The sequence below is a fragment of the Dactylosporangium sp. NPDC000555 genome (genome assembly GCF_040300025.1).
Lineage (GTDB): Bacteria > Actinomycetota > Actinomycetes > Mycobacteriales > Micromonosporaceae > Dactylosporangium.
In genome coordinates this window covers 109,880-128,785 of sequence record NZ_JBEPDB010000012.1, presented here as the reverse complement: position 1 = coordinate 128,785, position 18,906 = coordinate 109,880, and the positions used below count along the sequence as shown (strand labels likewise).

The window sequence follows — 18,906 nt, the reverse complement described above, 5'->3', positions numbered from 1 at the left end:
ATGACGACCGTCAACCCCGCACCGACCACGGACCCCACACCGACCAACGACGCGGACCAGGGCAGCGGCGCCGACCTGCTCGACGCCCTCCACGACGCCATCACCCGCTACGTCATCCTGCCCACCCCCGAAACGGTCGACGCGGTGGCGCTGTGGATCGCGGCCACCCACGCGCAACCCGCGTGGGCGCACGCGCCCCGGCTGGTCATCCGGGCACCGGAACGGCGGTGCGGGAAGTCGCGGCTGCTCGACGTGGTGGAGGCGGTGTCGTTCAACCCGCTGATCACGGTCAACGCCTCAACCGCGGCCGTATACCGCTCGATCGGCGTGGAGGGCGCCCCGCCCACGCTGCTCATCGATGAGGCCGACACGATCTTTGGCGCCAAGGCCGCGGAGTCGAACGAGGATCTGCGCGGGCTGCTCAACGCCGGTCACCAGCGCAACCGGCCCACCATCCGGTGGGACTCCAACACGCGCAGTCTGGAGCGCATCCAGACGTTCGCCATGGCCGCCCTCGCCGGGATCGGCGCCATGCCCGACACAATCGAGGACCGGGCCGTCATCGTCCGCATGCGCCGCCGCGCGCCCGGGGAGAAGGTCGCCCCCTACCGGGTCCGGCGGGACGGGCCGCCGCTGCGCATGCTCGGCAACGAGCTGACGGCGTGGCTCCGGCCGCACTTCCCCGACCTGGAGAAGGCCGAACCGGCGATGCCGCTGGAGGACCGGGCCGCGGACACGTGGGAACCGCTCATCGCCGTTGCCGACCTCGCCGGCCGCGGGTGGCCGGCACGGGCACGCAAAGCCGCGCGGCTGCTCACCGAGGCCCACGACGACGACGCCGTATCCGACCGCATCCGGCTGCTCAACGACTGCCGAACCGTGTTCGCCGACCACCAGGCCATCCCGACCACGAACCTGCTCGACCTGCTCAAAGCCGACCCCGAATCGCCATGGACCGAGGACGGCCCGAACGGGCTAACCGCGGCCCGGCTCGCCGGCATGCTCCGCGAGTTCGGCATCCGCTCAGTCAACATCCGCTTTCCCGCCCCCACCGGGCAGGTCAAGGGCTACCGCCGGAACGACTTCCTCGACGCGTGGGAACGATACGCCAGCCCCGACCAGAACGACCCCCACCCGGACCCCGACGAGGACGACCCCGAAGGTGCCGTCCCGGCCGTCCCAACCGTCCCCGCCCAGCTCAACCCCGGGACGGCTTTCTGAGTGGGACGGCAAAACCCGTCCCACTTGTAGCCACTGGGACGGCCCCAGCCGTCCCACCAAAACAGCCGTCCCAGCCCTGACCAGCAATGGGACGGCTGGGACGGCTGGGACGGCTACCCCTGGCAGACGTCACTACTGAACCCCCTTCAGACCGACTGACACTTAGGAAAGACATCGACATGCGTAAGATCTTGGCCCCGTGGCCTGTGCGACGGGCCGCCAAAGCCACGTTGCCGAAGGCCCCGGCGTACCCGTCCCCGAACACCTCCGACACGGGAGAAGCGCTCACGATGCCAACGAAGGCCCTCTATCGGGTGGTTGAGGCGATGGCCATCCTCAGCCTGAGCCGGACCGTGATCTACGAACTCATGCGCAACGGCCGGCTTCGGTCGGTCAAGGAGGGCACCTCCCGACTCATCCCCGCGCGAGCCATCGCCGACTACGTGGCGCTCCTGGAGCGCGAGAGCATGGGGGAGGCAGCCTGATGACCAAGCGACGCAGCAAGGGCGACGGCTCCCTGTACTGGAGCGAAGCGCGGCAGCGGTGGATCGCCGAAGTGACCATAGGCTACACGCCGGCCGGGAAGCGGATCTACCGCAGCGGCAGCGGCAAGACGAAGACCGAGGCTCGGGAGAAGCTCAAGGAGGTCATGCGCGATCACGAGGACGGCCTCGCGATCGCGCCGCACAACTACACCGTCGCCGACGCCGTGAACGACTGGCTCACCTACGGCCTGCCCGGCAGGTCACAGAACACGATCGACAAGTACGGCTACCTGTGCCGGGGGCACATCATCCCCGATCTTGGCGCCCGCAAGCTCCGCGATCCCAACAAGCGCCACGAACTCAGCGCTGAGGACGTGGACAAGTGGCTCGCCGAGAAGGCCAAGACGCTGAGCACCAGCACCGTGCAGAGGCTCCACGAGTGCCTGAGTCGGGCACTCGACCGGGCCATGGCACGGGACAAGGTCAAGCGCAACGTCGCCGCGCTCTGCGGCGTACCGAAGGGTCAGGAGGGACGTCCGTCGAAGTCCCTCACGTTCGATCAGGCGCGAGCGCTGCTCAACGCGGGTGACGGTACGCCGCTCTACGCCTACATCGTGATTTCGCTGGTCGTGGGGGCGCGCACCGAGGAGCTTCGCGCCCTCACCTGGGATCACGTCAACCTCGACGGCCGCCCGGACGACGATCCGCCCGTGCCACCGTCGATCGAGGTATGGCGTTCGGTTCGCGAGCACGGCGACACGAAGACCAAGAAGTCACGCCGGACGCTCGCGCTCCCGGTGCGCGGCGTGGCCGCACTTCGTGACCACCAGAAGCGGCAGGAGGAGGAACGGGACCGAGCTGGGAAGGCGTGGCAAGAGACTGGGCTGGTCTTCGCGTCGCGCGTCGGCACCGAGCTGGACGCTGCGAACGTCCGGCGCGCGTTCCGGCGAGTCGTCAAGGCGGCAGGGCTTGACCCGAAGGCGTGGACACCCCGGGAGTTGCGGCACAGCTTCGTGTCGCTGCTGTCGGACAACGGGGTGTCCCTGGAGGAGATCGCCGAACTGTGCGGGCACGCCGGCACGCGGGTGACGGAGGCGGTCTACCGCCACCAACTGCGCCCGGTGCTCCTCAACGGCGCGGTGGCGATGGATCGAATCTTCGCAAGCGACGCGACCGTTTCGGAGTCATAGACGCGCAGATAGACGGGCAGACAGCAAGAGGGGCCATATTCCTCAATGGAATATGGCCCCTGAGCTGGTGGGCGATACTGGGTTTGAACCAGTGACCTCTTCCGTGTCAAGGAAGCGCGCTCCCACTGCGCCAATCGCCCTTCAAGCTGCCACACTTATGGTATGGCGACTTCGAGGTGGGAACGGGATTTGAACCCGTGTACACGGCTTTGCAGGCCGTTGCCTCGCCTCTCGGCCACCCCACCGTGGTGACTACCCGAGCGGACGACGGGATTCGAACCCGCGACCCTCACCTTGGCAAGGTGATGCGCTACCAGCTGCGCTACGTCCGCACCGCCATCTCGTACCTGGCGACGGTTGGAAACTCTAGCCGACCGCCATCCCCCATGCCAAACCGGTATCCGCGTTCGGCGCGTCGAGGGGAGATGACCTGCGATTTTACTTCGGTGAGGCGGCCAGGCCGGCGCAGCCGCGCAATCCGGAGTACCGCTGGCTGAGCGTTGCGGCGGCGGAGCCGGTGAGCAGCACGGGCTGGCCGGTGCCGGAGACGACGGCCGGCAGGAACTCGGTCTTCACCACGGACCTGGAGCGGACCGTGAGGCGTAGGACGCCCGTCTCGGTGCTCTTGGACGTGCCGTACCACAGGAAGTTTCCCATCCCGTACGCCACGAACGTGCCGCCCAGCCAGCCGGAGCCCTGCAGGGTGTGCGCGTGCGCGCCGACGATGATGTCGGCGCCGGCGCGGGACAGCTGGGCGGCGAAGGTCTTCTGCTCGGCGGTGGCGCAGCCGTTGCCCTCCTCGCCCCAGTGGTTGAAGACGATCACGAGGTCGGCCTGGGCGCGGGCGGCCGTGACGGCGGCGGTCGCGCGTTTGGTGTCGAAGGCCATGGCGATGCCCGGCTTGTCGGGGCCGGGGGCCCAGGTGGAGGCGAGCTCGTGGACCTGGCTGAAGCCGAGCAGCGCGATCCTGACGCCCTTGACGGTGGTGTACCAGGGTGCGTAGGCGTCGTCGGCGGTGCGCCCGGCGCCGAAGTACGGGTAGTCGGCGGCGTGCAGCGCGTCGAGCGTGTCCAGCAGCCCGACGCGGCCGTAGTCGAGGGTGTGGTTGTTCCCGATCGTCACGGCGTCGATCCCGGCCGCCTTGAGGGCGTCGATCGCCTTCGGCTCGGTGCGGAAATGGTACGTCTTCGGCTCCGGCGTGCCCCGCGACGTGATCGCGGTCTCGAGGTTCACGACGGTGAGGTCGGCGTCGGACAGGGTGGACGCGATCGGGCCGAACGCGGTCGCCGGGTTCTTCAGCAGCGTCGCGGTGCGCTCCATGAAGTGCACGTCGCCGGCGAAGGCCAGCCGCAGCTCGGCCGGCTGCGCGGCGGCGGACGCGGCGGAAGGCTGGCCGGACAGGCCGGACTGGGCGGCGGGGTGCGACGTGGACGGTGTCGCGGTCGGCGCGCCGCACCCCGCGAGCAGCAGGACGATGGCGAGTGCACGCACTTTCACGGGCGTCACGCTAACGGGTGAGGGCCCCGCCGGGGAGCCCCGTGGCCGAATGCGCTAACATATTTGCTCAGTGCGGACGTAGCGCAGCTGGTAGCGCATCACCTTGCCAAGGTGAGGGTCGCGGGTTCGAATCCCGTCGTCCGCTCTCTTCTTATCGGGCGCACCTGACTCGCTAGAGCTGCTCCACGTGGACGTCGAGCTGGCCCGGCCGGGGTTCCTCGACTCGATGGCCGAGTTCGCGCAGTGTCTCGGTGAGCCGCACTGCGGTGCGCGGCCGGGCGCCGGACAGCAACAGCGCGCGCACGATGCGGCCCTTGGTGGCCTTGTTGAAGTGGCTGACGATCTTCCCGTCGTGCAGCACCCGGACGGTGACCGCGTTGCGCGGCGCCCACATGGCCGCGTAGGCCGACGAGCGCAGGTCCAGCACGAGCTCGTCCCCGGCGAGCTCGTCGAGCGGCGCGGCGAGCGCCCGCCGCCAGTGCGCCGCGAGCGGCCCGGCCGAGGGCAGCCGGACGCCGATCGAGCACCGGTACGGCGGGATACGGTCGCCGACCCCCACCACGCCCCAGAGCCCGGAGAACACAAGCAGCTGCCGCCCGGCGCGCCGCTTGGCCGCGGCGTCGAGCGTGCCGAGGCCGAGCGCGTCGTACAGCACGCCGGTGTAGACCTTTCCGGCCGGCACGGCGGCGGCCGTCTCCAGCCGGGCGTTCCGCTCGACCTCGCCGGCCTGGCCGGCACCGAGCCCGAGCGTCTCGATCGCCCCCGCCGGGTCGGCGCTGAGCTTCACGAGGTCGTCGAGCACGGCCTGCCGGGCCTCCCGCAACACCGGGAGCGTGAGCCGGTCGAGGTCGAGCGGGTTTCCCCGACGCGGGGCGTCGGCCTTACCCTCAGAGGGCGGCAGCAGGATGAGCACGGCCAGACGCTACCCCGCGCACGACCTGTGCCCGCAGCTGCGGCTGTACGACCACCTCGACGCTCTCCGCGTCGAGCGTCTCGATCGTGCCGTCGGCGCGCCGGATCTCGAGCACGGGGACGCCGCGCTCGATCCCCAGCCCCACCCGCTCGTCGGACGTGGGCATCCGGCTGATGAGCCGGCTGCCGGCCTCGAGCGCGAACCAGCGCCGTTCGGGGCGCCGCCGCACCCGGGCCGGCCGCCCGCGCTGCGTGGCGATCAGGCCCTCCTCCCGCAGAATCGCCAGTGCCCGCCGAATGGTCATGAGGCTGACGGCGTGCAACTCGAGGAGCACCGCCTCGGACGGCAGCACCTGCCCCTCGACGTACTCCCCGAGCGCGATCTGTTCCCGCAGCGCATCCGCAACCTGCAGATACTGCGCCTTGCACGGCTCCACCAAGGCCAGTCTTCTCAGCATGACGCTAAATATAGCCCACTGGCCGTATGGCCCTAATCCCCACTTACCAGGGGACACGCGTGAAATCTCAGGCGTGGCGGCCGGCGTGGAGGAACGGCATGCCGTGGTGGTTGGTCCGGGCCAGGCGGCTGTTCAGGTTGCCGGCGTTGGCGATCTTGTCGTGGTAGGCCTCGCGCCTGCGGGCGACGCAGCCCGCCGGCTTTTCGCTCGCCGAGACCAGGTCCGGGTCCAGCTGAGTGTTGAGGCCCTCGCGCAGCAGCATCAGCGCCTCGGCGCGCAGTTGCGAGACGCGGGACTCGGTGACTCCGAGCTCGTGGGCGATCTCCATCATCGGACGCTCCTGGAAGAAGTAACCCTTGACGACTTTGCCGAGCCGCTCGGGGAGCGCCTCGACGGCGTTGTGCAGGTACCCGATCCGCTCCCGGTGCAGGATCAGGTCCTCGGGGCCGGCGGCCCGCTCGGGCACCATGTCCTCGGCGCTGCCCGCGGCGAAGCCCTGCAGTGACAGCACGGCGGCGCGCTGGACGTCGTCGTCGATCGACTGGAGCTCGTCGACGCTGACGCCGAGCGCCTCGGCCAGTTCCTGGTTGACCGGGGTACGCCCGAGCGCCGCGGTCAACTCCTGTTGCATCGCGTCCACCTGCCGCGCCCTGGCCCGCACCGATCGGCTCGCCCAGTCCAGGCCGCGCAGCTCGTCGAGGATCGCGCCCCGGATGCGGGTCGTGGCGAAGCTGCCGAACGGGATGCCCCGGCTCGGATCGAATGTCTTCGCGGCACCGGCCAGGGCCGCCATGCCCGCGGAGACCAGATCCTCGCGGCTGACGTGGGCCGGCAGGCGGCCGAGCGTCTGGCGGACCAGATGCCCGACGAGTGGCAGGTGCTCGCGGATGAGATCCTCGAGCTCGCGGCCTTCCAACTGGACCTTGAGCGTGGCACCCTCAAGGGTCGTTGTCATCGGTTCCCCCTCGTGTCCGGGTGGACCCCGTGCAGGCGGTCCACCTGCTGACACGAAGAACATTCGACTACTAAAGGTGCTGGCGCCGTCACTTTCGGTTGCTTGTTGGTTGCGAGACGGTGAGAGTCCTCAAGGCTCGGCGTGTCGCTCAACGCGCCGGGGCTCGACCGGCGGCCGTCCCCCGGTGCGGGCGCTCGACGATCAGCCGCTTGGCAGGCGCCGCCCGGCGTCTGGGCATAGAGTCGGCCTCATGACCGGTGTGCCGAGTGACCTGCACGAAGCCAACCGCAAGCTCATCGCGGAATTCCGCGCCAGCGGCCGGCGGCTGGATGGCCGGCCGCTGCTGCTGCTCACCACGACCGGGCGACGCAGCGGCAAGCCCTACACGACGCCGATGATGTACGTCCGGCTCGACGACCGGCTGCTCGTCATCGCCTCCGCCGCCGGGGCGCCGAAGCATCCCGACTGGTACCACAACCTCGCCGCCGACCCCGCGGTGACCGTGGAGACCGACGGGGAGGAGTACCAGGCCAACGCCCGCCCGACGACCGGAGCCGACCGTGACGCGCTGTTCGCGCGGATCGTCGAGCAGTACCCCTTCTTCGCCGACCACCAGCGCGGCGTCGAGCGGCAGATCCCGATCGTCGAGCTGGTCCGCTAGGCGGGGCTGATCACGCGCTCGGGCTCGACGTGTTCGCGCGCCGAGCCCTCCGCGGCGCCCTCCCCGCGCCACCAGGCGTCGGAGTGGTACTGCTCGGGGATCTCGTCCTCCCACGGGTCGAGGCCAAGCCGGTCCATCTCGTCGAACCAGGCGTCCCGGCGCGACTGCGGCAGCCGCTGCCCGCACCACGGGCAGAAGCCGATGACGACCATCGACGTGCCACCGTCGCGGATCGGCAGACCGTACTCGTCGAACTTCGACGTATAGACGACCACCACGTCCGGGTCGTCCCAGGGGTCCTCGTCGGCCGAGGAGGCCGGGTCGGACAGTTCCAGTTGCGCGCGCATACCGTCGCAGCAGTGTCGTAGCACCGCAGGAGTATGCACCGCCGCCGTCCGGCGCCGGAAAATGGCTGATCAGGTGTCATCTCGGGGATAGTTCGGCCGCCCGCCCGGCGATACGCTCCCCGCAATCGGATCGCACAACGCGTCAGGCCGATGGCACGGATCGGGGATTCCCGGACAAATAACCCCGAATACCGTGATCAGTGTCAGGCCGGACACCGCATAGACCATCATCCTGCACAACCCCGAGAGGACCCAGCATGAGCGACTTCGAGACCGGCGACACCGGTACCGACTACGGCCACTACGAGGCGGGGCAGCAGAGCGCCGAGCTCGACCAGCTGCACCAGGCTCAGGGCTCCGAGGCCGACTACAACAGCCAGTTCGGCGTGTACGAGCAGGATCACCACGCGGCGGAGTCGACCGACTTCTCGACGGGTCGCCACGTCGAGTTCGACCAGCCGGGCGGGGTGCACTACGAGTCGACCGACTTCACCAACTACAGCCACAGCGCCGAGGTCGACGACCACGTGTTCGCCGCCGAGGGCAGCGAGAGCTCGCACCAGGCCGCCTTCTCCGAGCTCGACGCGCTGCAGCAGAAGCTCGGCACCGCGTTCGCGAAGGGCACCGAGTTCCACAGCGGCATCACGGGCCCCGGCGGCGCCGGCGAGCTCGGCCCGGCCAGCAGCTGAGCCGTTTCGCACCACTTGCTCGGACCGGGGCCGGTCGGCGCGCGCAGTGCGCCGACCGGCCCCGTCGCATGCACCAACCGGACGATCACCCCAGGTCACCCGTCCCCCGCTGGTCGCGGACCTCACGACCCGCACGCTGACGCGCGAACCGGTCTGCGCGGTCCTGCCCGCCGGGCATCGTCTTTCCCACCGATCCGAGGTTGTACTGCGGGAGCTCGCCGACGACCCCTGGGGTCCTCACGCCGCGGGCGCCGTGACCGCCCTGACACGAGAAGTACGACCGCGACTTCGCGGCGGCCGGCTTCGCGCCCCGCGTGGTGCAGCACGCGGCCACGGTACCGAATCTGCTGGGCCTGGTGGCGGCGGGCGTCGGCGTGACCCGCCTGGCCGCGTCGGCGCGGACGCTGCGCGACACCGGGGTGGTGTTCGTGCCGATCGCGGGCGACGCGGTCGAGACGGTGGCCGCCTGGCGGACCGCGCAACCGGCCGCCGAGCGCCTGGTCGCCCTCCTGGCCGAGATGGCCGGCCACACGGACCTCACCGCGGCCGGTTGAGGGCTCCCGGCCGGCTGGGCGGGCCACGATGCTTCGCCAGGGCCCTCGGCGGCCGCTAACCGGTGCCGTGCTCGTCGTAGCCGGCGAGCAGCTGCGCGCGGGTGCCGGCCAGGTGTGGCTCGACGTCGCCGACGCGGGTCAGCATCAGCTCGGCCGGGGCCGGCCCCGACGCCCGCAGCAGCAGGCCGGGCACCTCGTCCAGGATCGCCAGCCAGCCGCGCCCCTCCGCCTCGCCGAGGGGCTCGTCGGGCCAGTGGGAGAACGGGTGGGATACGCCGTCGACGGGGATCCCGGCCCGCTGCGGCGCCGGTGCGGCGCGCGGTGCCCGCACGGCGGCGCGCCGGGCGCCCTGGGTCTCCCCCGCGCCGGCCATCCGCAGATCGGTCAGCAGCGGCATCGGCGGGCCCGCGGTCGTGATCACCTCGACCCAGGGGCCGCCGGCGGGGTCGCCGAACAGCAGCCCGGCGTGCGCGAGCCGCTCGTCCTCCCAGCCCCACGCGCCGATGCGGCGGGGGCCGCCCCACCCGGCCGGCCCGTACAGCGGCAGCGCCGTCGCACTGGCGCGGATGCGGTTCGCCTGCTGGTCGATCAGCGCGGTGAACTCGATCCGGCTGAGTCGCCCCCCGTATCGCATGCGTTTGATCGTGCCGTATCAACTACCCGCGCAGGACGCCCCGCATCCCTCGGCGCCACCCCTGTCGTATCGCGAATCGCGAATCAGACGACCTCTTCGATCTTCGCGGTCGCCACGTCGAAGATGAAGCCGCGCACGTCCTGACGGTGCGGCAGCCACGCGCTCTCGCGCACGGTGCGGATCGAGCTTCGCATGGTGTCGTGCAGGTCGACGAAGCCGGGCACGTTCCAGCCGGGTGCGACGCCCGACTCCGCCGCCAGCTCCCTGCGGAACTCCGGGTCGTCGAAGCCCTCCATGCCGCACTCGGTGTGGTGGATGAGCACGACCTCGCGGGTGCCGAGCTTGCGCTGACTGATCGCGAGGGAGCGCAGCACCTCCTCGGTCGGCAGGCCGCCCGCGTTGCGGATCAGGTGCGCGTCGCCGATCTCCAGGCCCAGCGCGCCGAACAGATCCAGCCGCGAGTCCATGCACGAGACGACGGCGAGGCGTAGCTTCGGGCGCAGCGGGCGCGGCCCGGGGAACGTCTCGGCGTATCGCTCGTTCGCGTGAATCAGGTGGTCGATCACGGACATAAGCGAAGTGAATCAGATCCGTCACCCGAACGGCTGATGTGTTGGTCACACGAGTCCAATCTCACCCACCCGTTAAGGTCTCTATGTGGCGGATTGGGATGTGGCGATCATCGGCGGCGGGCCGGCCGGTCTTTCGGCCGCTTACGAGTCCGCGCGCCGCGGTGCGCGCACGCTCGTCCTGGAGAAGGCCGTGCACCCGCGGTACAAGACCTGCGGTGGCGGTTTGATCGGCTTCACGGTCGCTGCGGTCGCCGACCGGATCACGGTCCCCGCCGACGACCGTGTCGAGCGCGCCGAGTTCACCCTCGACGGGCGCGCCGCCTTCGCCCGCACCGCGCGCCGCGGCCCGCTGCTGGTGATGGTGCGCCGCCCCGGCTTCGACGACGCCCTGCGCCTGGCCGCCGAGAAGGCCGGCGCGACGGTACGCCAGGCCACCGCCGTGCGCGCCCTGGAGCAGAGCGCGGACGGCGTGCGCATCCGGCTCGCCGGCGGCGAGGAGGTGAGCGCCGGGGTGGCGATCGGTGCGGACGGCTCGTCGGGGATCACCGCCCGCCACGTCGGTGTCGAGTACGGCCAGGTCGATCTGGGCCTGGAGGTCGAGCTGCCGATCGACCGGCCGCTGCAGGAGCACTGGCGCGGCCGCCTGCTCATCGACTGGGGTCCGCTGCCCGGCTCGTACGCGTGGGTCTTCCCCAAGGGCGACCTGCTCACCGTCGGCGTCATCGCGGGTCGCGGGGAGGGCGAGCGGACCAAGGCCTACCTGCGCGCGTTCGTCGACCGCCTAGGCCTGTCGGGGATCGAGCCGGTGCACGACTCCGGCCACCTGACCCGGTGCCGCACCGAGTCGTCCCCGCTGCGCAAGGGCGGCGTCATCGTGGCCGGCGACGCCGCCGGCCTGCTCGAGCCGTGGACCCGCGAGGGCATCAGCTTCGCGGTCCGCTCGGGTGCCCTGGCCGGCGCCGCGGCCGCGGACGGCGATCTGCCGCGGTACGAGCGCGAGGTCGAGGCGACCCTGGCCCCGCCGATGCGCGCCGGCCGCCGCCTGCTGGCCACCTTCGCCCGCCGCCCGGGGCTGTTCCACGCCGTGCTGCGCACCCCGCTGGGCTGGCGGATGTTCGAGCGCTTCTGCCGGGGCGAGACGTCCTTCGAGCGCACGCTGGAGCGTTTCCCGGTGCGCACGGCGCTGCACCTGCTCGGCTGATCGGGCCGGCCTCTCGCGTGGGTCTGAGCGCTACTTGACGACGATGCCGAGCGCCGATGCGAACGCCGGCGCGAGCTCGATCAGCTGCCGCTCGTCGACGATCGCGCCGCGCAGCGATTCCGCCCCGTCGGCGACGTCGAGCTCCCGGGCCCCGCGCAGGTCCACGTTCTTGCACTTGATCTGCGACAGCCGGGCGTTGCGGATCGCGGTCCCCGGAAACGTGACGTTGGACAGCGACGCGCCCGCGCAGTCCAGCTCGTTGAGCTCGCAGTCCTCGAACACCACGTCGAAGAGCGCCGCCCCGCGCAGGTTGAGCGTGTCGATCTTGCAGCGCTGGAAGACGACCCGCCGCAGCCGCGAGCCGTACGCCTGCACCCCGGCGAGCGAACTGTCCAGCATGGACACGTCGAGCCACTCGGTCTCGACGAGCCGCACGCCCAGCCACCGGTTCCGGCTGAGCCAGACGTCGCTGAACCGGGCCCGCTCCAGCCCCACGTCGGCCAGCGCCACCCCGGTGAGCGCCGACTCGATGAACTTGACGTTGGTCGCCTCGCCGCCGTCCAGCTCGACCCCGTCGAGGTGCACCTCGGTGTAGTTCCCGTCGTGCTCGAGCGGCCCCTCGTCGTGCCGCTGCAGGTAAGCGGCGTACGGAAGCTCTTCCAGCGACTGCGCGACGGGCATTGCCTCACCCTACGGTCCGGCGATCACGGCCGCGGCGGTGCGGTCGTGGAGCGCGCCATCAGCTGCGGCGTGAAGACCAGCTCGCGATGCCGGTGGCCGGCCCTGCCCTCGGATCCCTCGGACAGCAGCAGGTCGGCCGCGACCCGCCCCATCTCGCGGATCGGCTGGCGCACGGTGGTCAGCGGCGGCTGGACGTGCGCCGCGAACGGCAGGTCGTCGTACCCGACCACCGACATGTCGTCGGGCACGCGCAGCCCGCGCTCCCGCAGCGCCCGCACGACGGCGACGGCCGCGATGTCGTTCATGCACACCACCGCACTCGGCTGGTCCGTGCAGTGCAGAAGATCCGAAACCGCCGCATCGGTACCGCCGAAGAATCCTTCCCGCGCGATGTGCACCTCGACCGGCGGTTCGAGCCCCGCCTCGGCGAGCGCGCGGCACAGCCCGTCTCTGCGCTCGCGCACCGGCCCGCCCTCCCAGCTCGCGGACAGAAACGCGATCCGCCGATGCCCGAGCTCGATCAGGTGCTCCCCCGCGAGCCGCCCTCCGGCGACGTGGTCGACCGCGACGGCACAGAGGTCGAGCGCGCCGCGCGGGGCGTCGAGCAGCACCACCGGCGTGCCCCGCGAGCTGATGGCCCCGACCTCGGCCAGGTTCTCCCCGGTCGGCGTGACGATGATCCCGCGGGGCGACTGCTCCTCCAGCAGCCGCAGGATCCGCAGCTCCTTGTCGGCCTGCACGTCGGTGCTGCACGCGAGCACCAGGCACCCGGCCTCGTCCAGGCGATCCTCGATGCCCCGATTGAGCTCGGCGTAGAACGGGTTGGCCTGGTCGAGCGTGACGGATCCGACGAGCCTGCTGGGCATCCCGCGCAGCTGCCGCGCGGGCCCGCTGCGCACGAACCCGACGCTGGCCATCGCCTCCTCGACCCGCCGCCGTGTGCCTTCGGCGACCACCGCGGGATTGTTGAGCACGTTGGCGACGGTACTGACCGACACCCCGGCCGCCCGCGCCACGTCGCGCATGCCACTGCGCCGTGCGGCGGACCTGTGCTGCGCGGCATCGACCACAGTGCGCACGATACCGCCGCGATACCAGTACCCGCGCCCACGGCCCGCGTCGTGGGCGCGCACGGGTGTCTCCCCCCGAACGGCCCGGCACGGTTCACGGACGGGCGCCGCCCTCGCTCAGCAGCCGCGCGACCGGCAGGGTCGCCGCGCCGAGGGCGACCGCGTCCACGCCGAGCCGGCCCATCTCGATGGACACCTGCGAGTACGGCTGCCGCAGCGCGTGCCGGCGGGCCGACTCGCGCACGCGCGGCAGCAGGCCGGCCAGGGCCCCCGCCGCCCAGCCGCCCAGAACGACCAGTTCGGGGTTGAACAGGTTGATCAGGTTCGCCACGCCGGCGCCGAGGTAGTCGGCGGTGTCGTCGAGGACCGCGCGGGCCGCCGGTTCCGCCGAGGCCGCCGCGGCCAGGGCGGCGATCCGCGACTCCTCGTCGACGCCCGGTGCCGCGCGGCCGGCCCGCCCCTGGCGGTAGCGGTCCAGGATGCCCTCCGCCCCGACGTACGCCTCCAGGCAGCCGCGCGAGCCGCACCGGCAGGCGCGGCCACCGTAGACGAGGGTGGTGTGGCCCCACTCCCCCGCGCTGCTGGACGCGCCGCGGTAGGTCGCCCCGTTGGTCACCACGGCCGCGCCGACGCCCGATCCGACCAGCGCGAACACGGCGTGACGCCGGCCCCGGCCGGCGCCGAACCACATCTCGGCCTGGCCGAGGGTCTTCGCGCCGTTGTCGATGTGCAGCGCAAGGCCGGTGCCCGCCCGCAGCAGGGCCTCCAGCGGTACCGCGTCCCAGCCCAGCGTCTGCGCGTGCACGACGGCGCCGTCCGCCCCCTGCTGCACGATCCCGGACACGCCGACGCCGACGCCCAGCACGTGGCCGGGTGCGCACCCGGCGGTGACCGCGCGCAGGCCGGCGTGGATGTGCCGCACGACGGCCTCGGGCGAGGAGCCGGCCGGGTCGATCGGGTGGTCGACGCTGGCGAGTTGGCCCATGGCGAGGTCGAACAGCTCCACCCGGACCCGCGTCTCGCCGACGTCGACGCCGGCCACCACGCCGAAGCTCGGCGCGACCCGCAGCATCATGCTCGGCCGGCCGCCCTCGGACTCGAGCGCACCCGCCTCGGCGACCAGGCCGTCCTCGATCAGGTCGCCGACCACGTTGGAGACCGCGGGCTGGCTCAGGCCGGTGCTGCGGCACAGGTCCTGGCGCGTCAGCGGGCCGTCCAGGAACAGCCGGGTGAGCAGCGCCGAGCGGTTGCGCAGCCGTACGCCGCGATTGGTCGCCCGTTCGACCTGCACCGTTACCCCCGCGATACCCCCGTATCCGAACCGCGCCCGCCACTCTGCCCGCCACTCTAAGGCCCCGCCCTTGACGCATATAGGGGCGCGCCACTTTAATGACGACATTAATTAAGTCTCGATAGAAAAGGGATCGCCGCCACCCCCTCCTGTCGAGCGCGCGTCCGCACGCCGGCCGCGCCGCTGAGGCTCAAGAGGAGAACCGTCCCGTGCTGGATCTGTCCGCACTACCACCCGGCTTCATCTGGGGCGCCGCGACCGCGGCCTACCAGATCGAGGGCGCCGCCGCCGAAGACGGCCGGAAACCGTCCATCTGGGACACGTTCTCCCACACCCCGGGGGCCGTCGACAACGGCGACACCGGCGACGTGGCCTGCGACCACTATCACCGGTGGCCGGAGGACGTGGCGCTGATGCGCCGGCTCAACCTTGACGCGTACCGGTTCTCGGTGGCCTGGCCACGGGTGCTGCCCGACGGCGTCGGCCAGGTCAACCAGGCCGGCCTGGACTTCTACGACCGGCTCGTCGACGCGGTGCTGGCCGAGGGCATCCGCCCGTTCGTCACGCTGTACCACTGGGATCTGCCCCAGGCCCTGCAGGACGCCGGCGGATGGCCGAACCGGGCCACGGCCGAGGCGTTCGCCGACTACGCGACGGTGGTGGCCGGGCGCCTCGGCGACCGCGTCGCGGACTGGAACACCGTCAACGAGCCGCTGTGCGTGTCGTGGATCGGCCACCTCGACGGGCGCATGGCGCCCGGCGAGCGCGACCTGACCCGCGCCGTGCACACCTCGCACCACGTGCTGCTCGGCCACGGCCTGGCCAACCAGGCGATCCGGGCCTCGGCGCCGCTCGCGCCCAACGTCGGCATCGTGTTCAACCTCAGCCCGATCGAGCCCGGCTCCGACCGGCCCGAGGACGTGGCCGCCGCGGTGCGGGCCGACGGGCACGTCAACCGGTGGTGGCTCGATCCGGTCTTCGGCCGCGGCTACCCGGCCGACATGGTCGAGTGCTACGGCGTGCAGCCGCCGATCCGGGAGGGCGACCTCGAGCTCATCTCCGCGCCGACCGAGTTCCTCGGCATCAACTACTACTTCCGGCAGATCGTGGTCGACGACCCGGCCGGGCCGGCGCCGTTCGCCCGGCAGATCCCGGTGCCCGGCTCGGTCGAGACGGCGATGCCGTGGGAGGTGCACGCCAAGGGCCTCGAGGACATCCTGGTCTCGGTCGCGCAGACGTACTCCCCGCGCAGCATCCTGGTCACCGAGAACGGCTCGGCGTGGCACGACACGGTCGAGCCCAGCGGCGAGATCCAGGACAAGGAGCGCACCGACTACCTGGAGCAGCACGTCGAGGCGGTGCGCAACGCCGTGCTGCGCGGCGCGCCCGTGGACGGGTACTTCGCGTGGTCGCTGCTGGACAACTTCGAGTGGGCATACGGCTACGACAAGCGCTTCGGCCTCATCCGCGTGGACTACGACACCCAGCGCCGCACGATCAAGGCCAGCGGCCACCGCTACGCCGACCTCATCACCACTCACAAGGCGCTGCGCAACCCCGTGATCTAGGCTCAAAAGGAGCGAGAGCCAGGCTAGAAACAGGGGATGCCGACATGACGCAGCAGACCGACAGCTGGGACCCGGATCCGGACGACGAGGGCCAGCTGTCCGCGCAGGACACGCTGTCCGACCGCGGGCTCGACGACGCTCTCGACGAGGGATACTCGCCGCCGGAGCGGCCGCGTGGTCTCAACGCGTTCGGCGTCACCCAGGCGGAGGCGGAGCGGGGTGAGCCGCTGGACCGGCGGCTGCGGCAGGAGGAGCCCGACCCGTCGGCCCGCCTCGACCTGGACGACTACGGCGCGACCACCGAGTCGGGCGAGTTCTTCGACCCCGACGAGGTCGGCGACCGCCGGGCCGGCCGGCTCGTCGCGCCCGACGAGGGATACGGCGAGGACGCCGAGAAGGACGAGATCGGCTCGGACGTGGGCATCGACGGCGGCGCGGCCTCGGCCGAGGAGGCCGCCATGCACATCGTCGACGACCGCAACCTCTAGCGTCGACCAGCACGTACCACCCGGTCGGGCGAGCGGGCCGGCAGCAGCGCGCAGCCGGCCGGCTCGGCGGGTGCGGTCCGTCCGGCCTGTTGACAGCGGCGGCGACCCGCAACCGATACCGTGTGCCCATGCTCGCCCGCCGCACCGCCGCCCTCGTCGCGCTCGCGGCGGCCCTCGCCGCACCGCTCACCGCCTGTGGCTCCAAGCCCCCGGCGCCGCCGCAGGTCGCCGGAACGCAGCCCGCGCCGGCGGGGAGCACACCGGTCACCTCGCCGTCACCGTCCGCCGCCCCGCCGCCCGCGGCCACACCGGCGGCCGGCCTGCCGACGATCACGTACACCCAGGCGGCGACCGGCTTCCCGGCCGACCCGGACGGTTCCTCGACCGCCCTGCTGGGCGAGGGCCTGCAGGTGGACGCCAAGAGCCCGGTGTACGACGCGCCCGGCGGGCAGGCGCGGGCGTACCTGACCCCGAAGATCAGCGGCGTGGACCTGATCATGCCGGTGGTGCAGCGCACGGACGGCTGGGTCGCGGTGCTACTACCGTCGATGAACCGCAGCGTCGGCTGGCTGCCGCCGGGCGGCTGGCACACTGTCGCGCTGCGCGACCAGATCGTGGTGCACCGCGGCGCGTTCACGCTAACGTGGGTCCGCGACGGCGTGGCGCAGCAGACGTGGACGGTGACGATCGGCGCCCCGGCCACAGAGACGCCGCTCGGCCGCACGTTCGTGCTGGGCCGATCGTCGCTGCCGAACAAGGTGTACGCCGGGCTGGATGTCCTCGCCCTGGGCGCCGTGCCCGACGACAAGAAGGCGGTGGCGCCCGGCCTCGCCGACGCGCACACCGGCATCCACGCCTGGTACCGCAACGAGTTCGGCCATCGCCAGTCCAACGGCTGCGTCCGGATGCCGCCCGCCGCGCAGAAGGTCCTGCTGGACAACATCGCGGCCGGCACCAGCGTCGTCGTCCTGCCGTAGCCGTCGGCCCTTGGAAGACCGGCCGCGAACCGCGCCAGCCGCGCATGAGCGGCACCAGGGCGGCCGAGGAGTCTTGAGGCCGGCGATCACACCTGCGGCCACCGTTACGGGCACGGCACGAACCGGCGCGGACCGGACCAGCACGGCACGGACCAGCGCGGACCGGCACGGCACGAACCTGCCCGCTCGTCACGGCACGGACCAGCACAGCACGGACCGGCGCGGCCCGACGGCCCGGACCGACGCGGCGCGGACCGACGCGGCACGGACCAGCGCGGCACGGACCGGACCGGCACGGACCGGACCGGCATGGCACGGACCGGACCAGCGGGGTACGGACCGGACCAGCGGGGTACGGACCGGACCAGCGGGGCACGACGGCCCGGACCGGTGCGGCGCGGTCAGCGGCTGTGGGAGCGGAACGCCACCGGGTCGAAGCGGCCGTACAGGCGGGCGTCGAGCCAGTGCGGGGCCTCGCGGCGGAACAGCGGCGGGGTCATGGCGCCGGCACCGTCCGGCACCGCGCCGGCCAGATCACCGGGCAGGTCGTGCAGGTTGGTGCGGTGCACCAGTTCCGGCTCGGCGGGCCACGCGCCGAACACCACCAGGGCCGGCACGTCGCGGCGGGCCAGGGCCTCCAGCGTCAGCGCGGTGTGGTTCAGGGTGCCCAGGCCGGCGCGCGCCACCACGACCGCCGTCGCGCCGAGGGCCGAGGCGAGGTCGAGGGCGGTCCAGCCGTCCTCGCCCAGCGGTACGAGCAGGCCGCCCGCACCCTCGACCAGGGTGACGTCATGGTTCTCGGCGATGGAACGGACGGCCAGCTGGGCCATCACCGCGGTCAGCGGGTCCTCGCCGGAGACCCGGGCGGCCGCGAGCGGGGCGAGCGGGTCCGGGAAGCTGGCCAGCGTGCGGGTCGCCGCCGGCTCGGCCAGGCGGGCGACCGTGACCGCGTCCGGCTCGTCGCCGTCGGCGGTACCGGTCTGGGCCGGCTTGACCACCGCGACGCGCTGGCCGGCGGCCGTCGCGGCGGCGGCGATCGCGGCGGTGACGACGGTCTTGCCGACGCCGGTGTCGGTGCCGGTCACCACGATCGTGCCGGTCACCGGCCCGGGGATCTCCTCGCCGAAGAGGGCATCCAGCGGTGCGGTCACGCGCTCTCCTCGCTTCGCTCGTCGATTGCGTGCCCTGAAGCCTGAGCCAGCCGGTGACCGGCCCCGTCGCTCCGCTCCGCACCGGTCACGCGCCCTCCTCGCTTCGCTCGTCGATCACATGCCCAAAAACCAGAGCCAGCCAGTGACCGGCCCCGTCGCTCCGCTCCGCACCGGTCACGCGCCCTCCTCGCTTCGCTCGTCGATCACGTGCCCAAAAACCAGAGCCAGCCAGTGACCGGCCCCGTCGCTCCGCTCCGCACCGGTCACGCGCCCTCCTCGCTTCGCTCGTCGATCACGTGCCCAA

At 72.0% G+C, this 18,906-nt stretch carries 20 protein-coding genes, 4 tRNA genes and 1 pseudogene; 11 read left to right on the top strand and 14 right to left on the bottom strand.

Going from position 1 to position 18,906, the window contains the following annotated elements; translation table 11 throughout:
- From ABT297_RS10960 to ABT297_RS10950, 3 genes are all read left to right on the top strand, one after another.
- Entirely contained in the window at positions 1 to 1,221 is a 1,221-nt protein-coding gene (locus ABT297_RS10960; RefSeq protein ID WP_350547419.1) for a DUF3631 domain-containing protein, read from the top strand.
- Positions 1,222 to 1,511: 290 nt separating this feature from the next.
- Entirely contained in the window at positions 1,512 to 1,706 is a 195-nt protein-coding gene (locus ABT297_RS10955) for a helix-turn-helix domain-containing protein (RefSeq protein ID WP_350547416.1), read from the top strand.
- On the top strand, positions 1,706 to 2,896 hold the full coding sequence (locus ABT297_RS10950; RefSeq protein WP_350547413.1) for a site-specific integrase: 1,191 nt from the start codon (positions 1,706 to 1,708) through the stop codon (positions 2,894 to 2,896). Before ABT297_RS10955 ends, ABT297_RS10950 begins: the two co-directional genes overlap by 1 nt.
- Positions 2,897 to 2,961: 65 nt before the next feature.
- Here ABT297_RS10950 and ABT297_RS10945 read toward each other — a convergent pair.
- The 4 genes from ABT297_RS10945 to ABT297_RS10930 all read right to left on the bottom strand — a co-directional run bounded on the left by ABT297_RS10945 (position 2,962) and on the right by ABT297_RS10930 (position 4,393).
- Positions 2,962 to 3,036 (bottom strand) — tRNA-Val (locus ABT297_RS10945).
- Between the two features lie 34 nt (positions 3,037 to 3,070).
- A tRNA-Cys gene (locus ABT297_RS10940) sits at positions 3,071 to 3,141 on the bottom strand.
- Between the two features lie 14 nt (positions 3,142 to 3,155).
- A tRNA-Gly gene (locus ABT297_RS10935) sits at positions 3,156 to 3,228 on the bottom strand.
- Between the two features lie 106 nt (positions 3,229 to 3,334).
- Positions 3,335 to 4,393, bottom strand: coding sequence for a CapA family protein (locus ABT297_RS10930; RefSeq protein WP_350547410.1), 1,059 nt, complete (start codon positions 4,391 to 4,393; stop codon positions 3,335 to 3,337).
- Between the two features lie 72 nt (positions 4,394 to 4,465).
- On the opposite strand from ABT297_RS10930, the gene ABT297_RS10925 reads away from it, so the two are divergent.
- A tRNA-Gly gene (locus ABT297_RS10925) sits at positions 4,466 to 4,538 on the top strand.
- 27 nt (positions 4,539 to 4,565) lie between these two features.
- Here the strand turns inward: ABT297_RS10925 and yaaA are convergent.
- From yaaA to ABT297_RS10910, 3 genes are all read right to left on the bottom strand, one after another.
- Positions 4,566 to 5,306: a peroxide stress protein YaaA gene (yaaA, locus tag ABT297_RS10920; RefSeq protein WP_350547407.1), complete on the bottom strand. Its 741-nt coding sequence runs from the start codon at positions 5,304 to 5,306 to the stop codon at positions 4,566 to 4,568.
- Positions 5,281 to 5,763 (bottom strand): GntR family transcriptional regulator, encoded by a 483-nt coding sequence (locus ABT297_RS10915; RefSeq protein WP_350547404.1) that lies wholly within the window; start codon positions 5,761 to 5,763, stop codon positions 5,281 to 5,283. Before ABT297_RS10915 ends, yaaA begins: the two co-directional genes overlap by 26 nt.
- Positions 5,764 to 5,830: 67 nt before the next feature.
- Positions 5,831 to 6,718: a sigma-70 family RNA polymerase sigma factor gene (locus ABT297_RS10910; protein ID WP_350547401.1), complete on the bottom strand. Its 888-nt coding sequence runs from the start codon at positions 6,716 to 6,718 to the stop codon at positions 5,831 to 5,833.
- A 250-nt stretch (positions 6,719 to 6,968) separates the two neighbouring features.
- Between ABT297_RS10910 and ABT297_RS10905 the strand changes: the two genes are divergently transcribed.
- Entirely contained in the window at positions 6,969 to 7,379 is a 411-nt protein-coding gene (locus tag ABT297_RS10905; protein WP_350547398.1) for a nitroreductase family deazaflavin-dependent oxidoreductase, read from the top strand.
- Here ABT297_RS10905 and ABT297_RS10900 read toward each other — a convergent pair.
- Positions 7,376 to 7,750 carry a DUF6980 family protein gene (locus tag ABT297_RS10900; protein ID WP_502885550.1) on the bottom strand — a complete coding sequence of 125 codons (375 nt, stop codon included), beginning with the start codon at positions 7,748 to 7,750 and terminating at the stop codon, positions 7,376 to 7,378. The two genes, ABT297_RS10905 and ABT297_RS10900, sit on opposite strands and share 4 nt — an antisense overlap.
- Positions 7,751 to 7,983: 233 nt before the next feature.
- Between ABT297_RS10900 and ABT297_RS10895 the strand changes: the two genes are divergently transcribed.
- Together ABT297_RS10895 and ABT297_RS10890 are read left to right on the top strand one after the other, a co-directional pair.
- On the top strand, positions 7,984 to 8,415 hold the full coding sequence (locus tag ABT297_RS10895) for a hypothetical protein (RefSeq protein ID WP_350547392.1): 432 nt from the start codon (positions 7,984 to 7,986) through the stop codon (positions 8,413 to 8,415).
- A 290-nt stretch (positions 8,416 to 8,705) separates the two neighbouring features.
- Positions 8,706 to 8,969 (top strand): annotated as a pseudogene (locus ABT297_RS10890) (LysR substrate-binding domain-containing protein); the annotation flags it as partial.
- 55 nt (positions 8,970 to 9,024) lie between these two features.
- Here ABT297_RS10890 and ABT297_RS10885 read toward each other — a convergent pair.
- Positions 9,025 to 9,603 (bottom strand): hypothetical protein, encoded by a 579-nt coding sequence (locus ABT297_RS10885; protein WP_350547386.1) that lies wholly within the window; start codon positions 9,601 to 9,603, stop codon positions 9,025 to 9,027.
- A gap of 83 nt (positions 9,604 to 9,686) precedes the next feature.
- Complete coding sequence (locus ABT297_RS10880) at positions 9,687 to 10,175, bottom strand: beta-class carbonic anhydrase (RefSeq protein ID WP_350547383.1); 489 nt, start codon at positions 10,173 to 10,175, stop codon at positions 9,687 to 9,689.
- Positions 10,176 to 10,260: 85 nt separating this feature from the next.
- On the opposite strand from ABT297_RS10880, the gene ABT297_RS10875 reads away from it, so the two are divergent.
- Entirely contained in the window at positions 10,261 to 11,376 is a 1,116-nt protein-coding gene (locus ABT297_RS10875) for a geranylgeranyl reductase family protein (protein ID WP_350547380.1), read from the top strand.
- Positions 11,377 to 11,406: 30 nt separating this feature from the next.
- On the opposite strand, the gene ABT297_RS10870 is transcribed toward ABT297_RS10875, so the two are convergent.
- Genes ABT297_RS10870 through ABT297_RS10860 form a run of 3 tightly spaced genes read right to left on the bottom strand, consistent with a single transcriptional unit; the run spans position 11,407 to position 14,418 of the window.
- On the bottom strand, positions 11,407 to 12,057 hold the full coding sequence (locus ABT297_RS10870) for a pentapeptide repeat-containing protein (RefSeq protein WP_350547377.1): 651 nt from the start codon (positions 12,055 to 12,057) through the stop codon (positions 11,407 to 11,409).
- 23 nt (positions 12,058 to 12,080) lie between these two features.
- On the bottom strand, positions 12,081 to 13,190 hold the full coding sequence (locus ABT297_RS10865; RefSeq protein ID WP_350547374.1) for a LacI family DNA-binding transcriptional regulator: 1,110 nt from the start codon (positions 13,188 to 13,190) through the stop codon (positions 12,081 to 12,083).
- A gap of 31 nt (positions 13,191 to 13,221) precedes the next feature.
- Entirely contained in the window at positions 13,222 to 14,418 is a 1,197-nt protein-coding gene (locus ABT297_RS10860) for an ROK family transcriptional regulator (RefSeq protein ID WP_350547371.1), read from the bottom strand.
- 209 nt (positions 14,419 to 14,627) lie between these two features.
- Between ABT297_RS10860 and ABT297_RS10855 the strand changes: the two genes are divergently transcribed.
- The 3 genes from ABT297_RS10855 (at position 14,628) to ABT297_RS10845 (ending at position 17,451) form a co-directional block, all read left to right on the top strand.
- Positions 14,628 to 15,986 (top strand): GH1 family beta-glucosidase, encoded by a 1,359-nt coding sequence (locus ABT297_RS10855; protein WP_350547368.1) that lies wholly within the window; start codon positions 14,628 to 14,630, stop codon positions 15,984 to 15,986.
- Positions 15,987 to 16,030: 44 nt separating this feature from the next.
- Positions 16,031 to 16,474, top strand: coding sequence for a DUF5709 domain-containing protein (locus tag ABT297_RS10850; protein ID WP_350547365.1), 444 nt, complete (start codon positions 16,031 to 16,033; stop codon positions 16,472 to 16,474).
- A 128-nt stretch (positions 16,475 to 16,602) separates the two neighbouring features.
- The gene (locus ABT297_RS10845; protein WP_350547362.1) at positions 16,603 to 17,451 is read left to right on the top strand and encodes a L,D-transpeptidase; all 849 of its coding nucleotides are present in this window, start codon (positions 16,603 to 16,605) and stop codon (positions 17,449 to 17,451) included.
- A gap of 401 nt (positions 17,452 to 17,852) precedes the next feature.
- Here ABT297_RS10845 and bioD read toward each other — a convergent pair whose 3' ends face one another.
- Positions 17,853 to 18,542 (bottom strand): dethiobiotin synthase, encoded by a 690-nt coding sequence (gene bioD / locus ABT297_RS10840; RefSeq protein ID WP_350547510.1) that lies wholly within the window; start codon positions 18,540 to 18,542, stop codon positions 17,853 to 17,855.
- Positions 18,543 to 18,906: the final 364 nt, after the last annotated feature.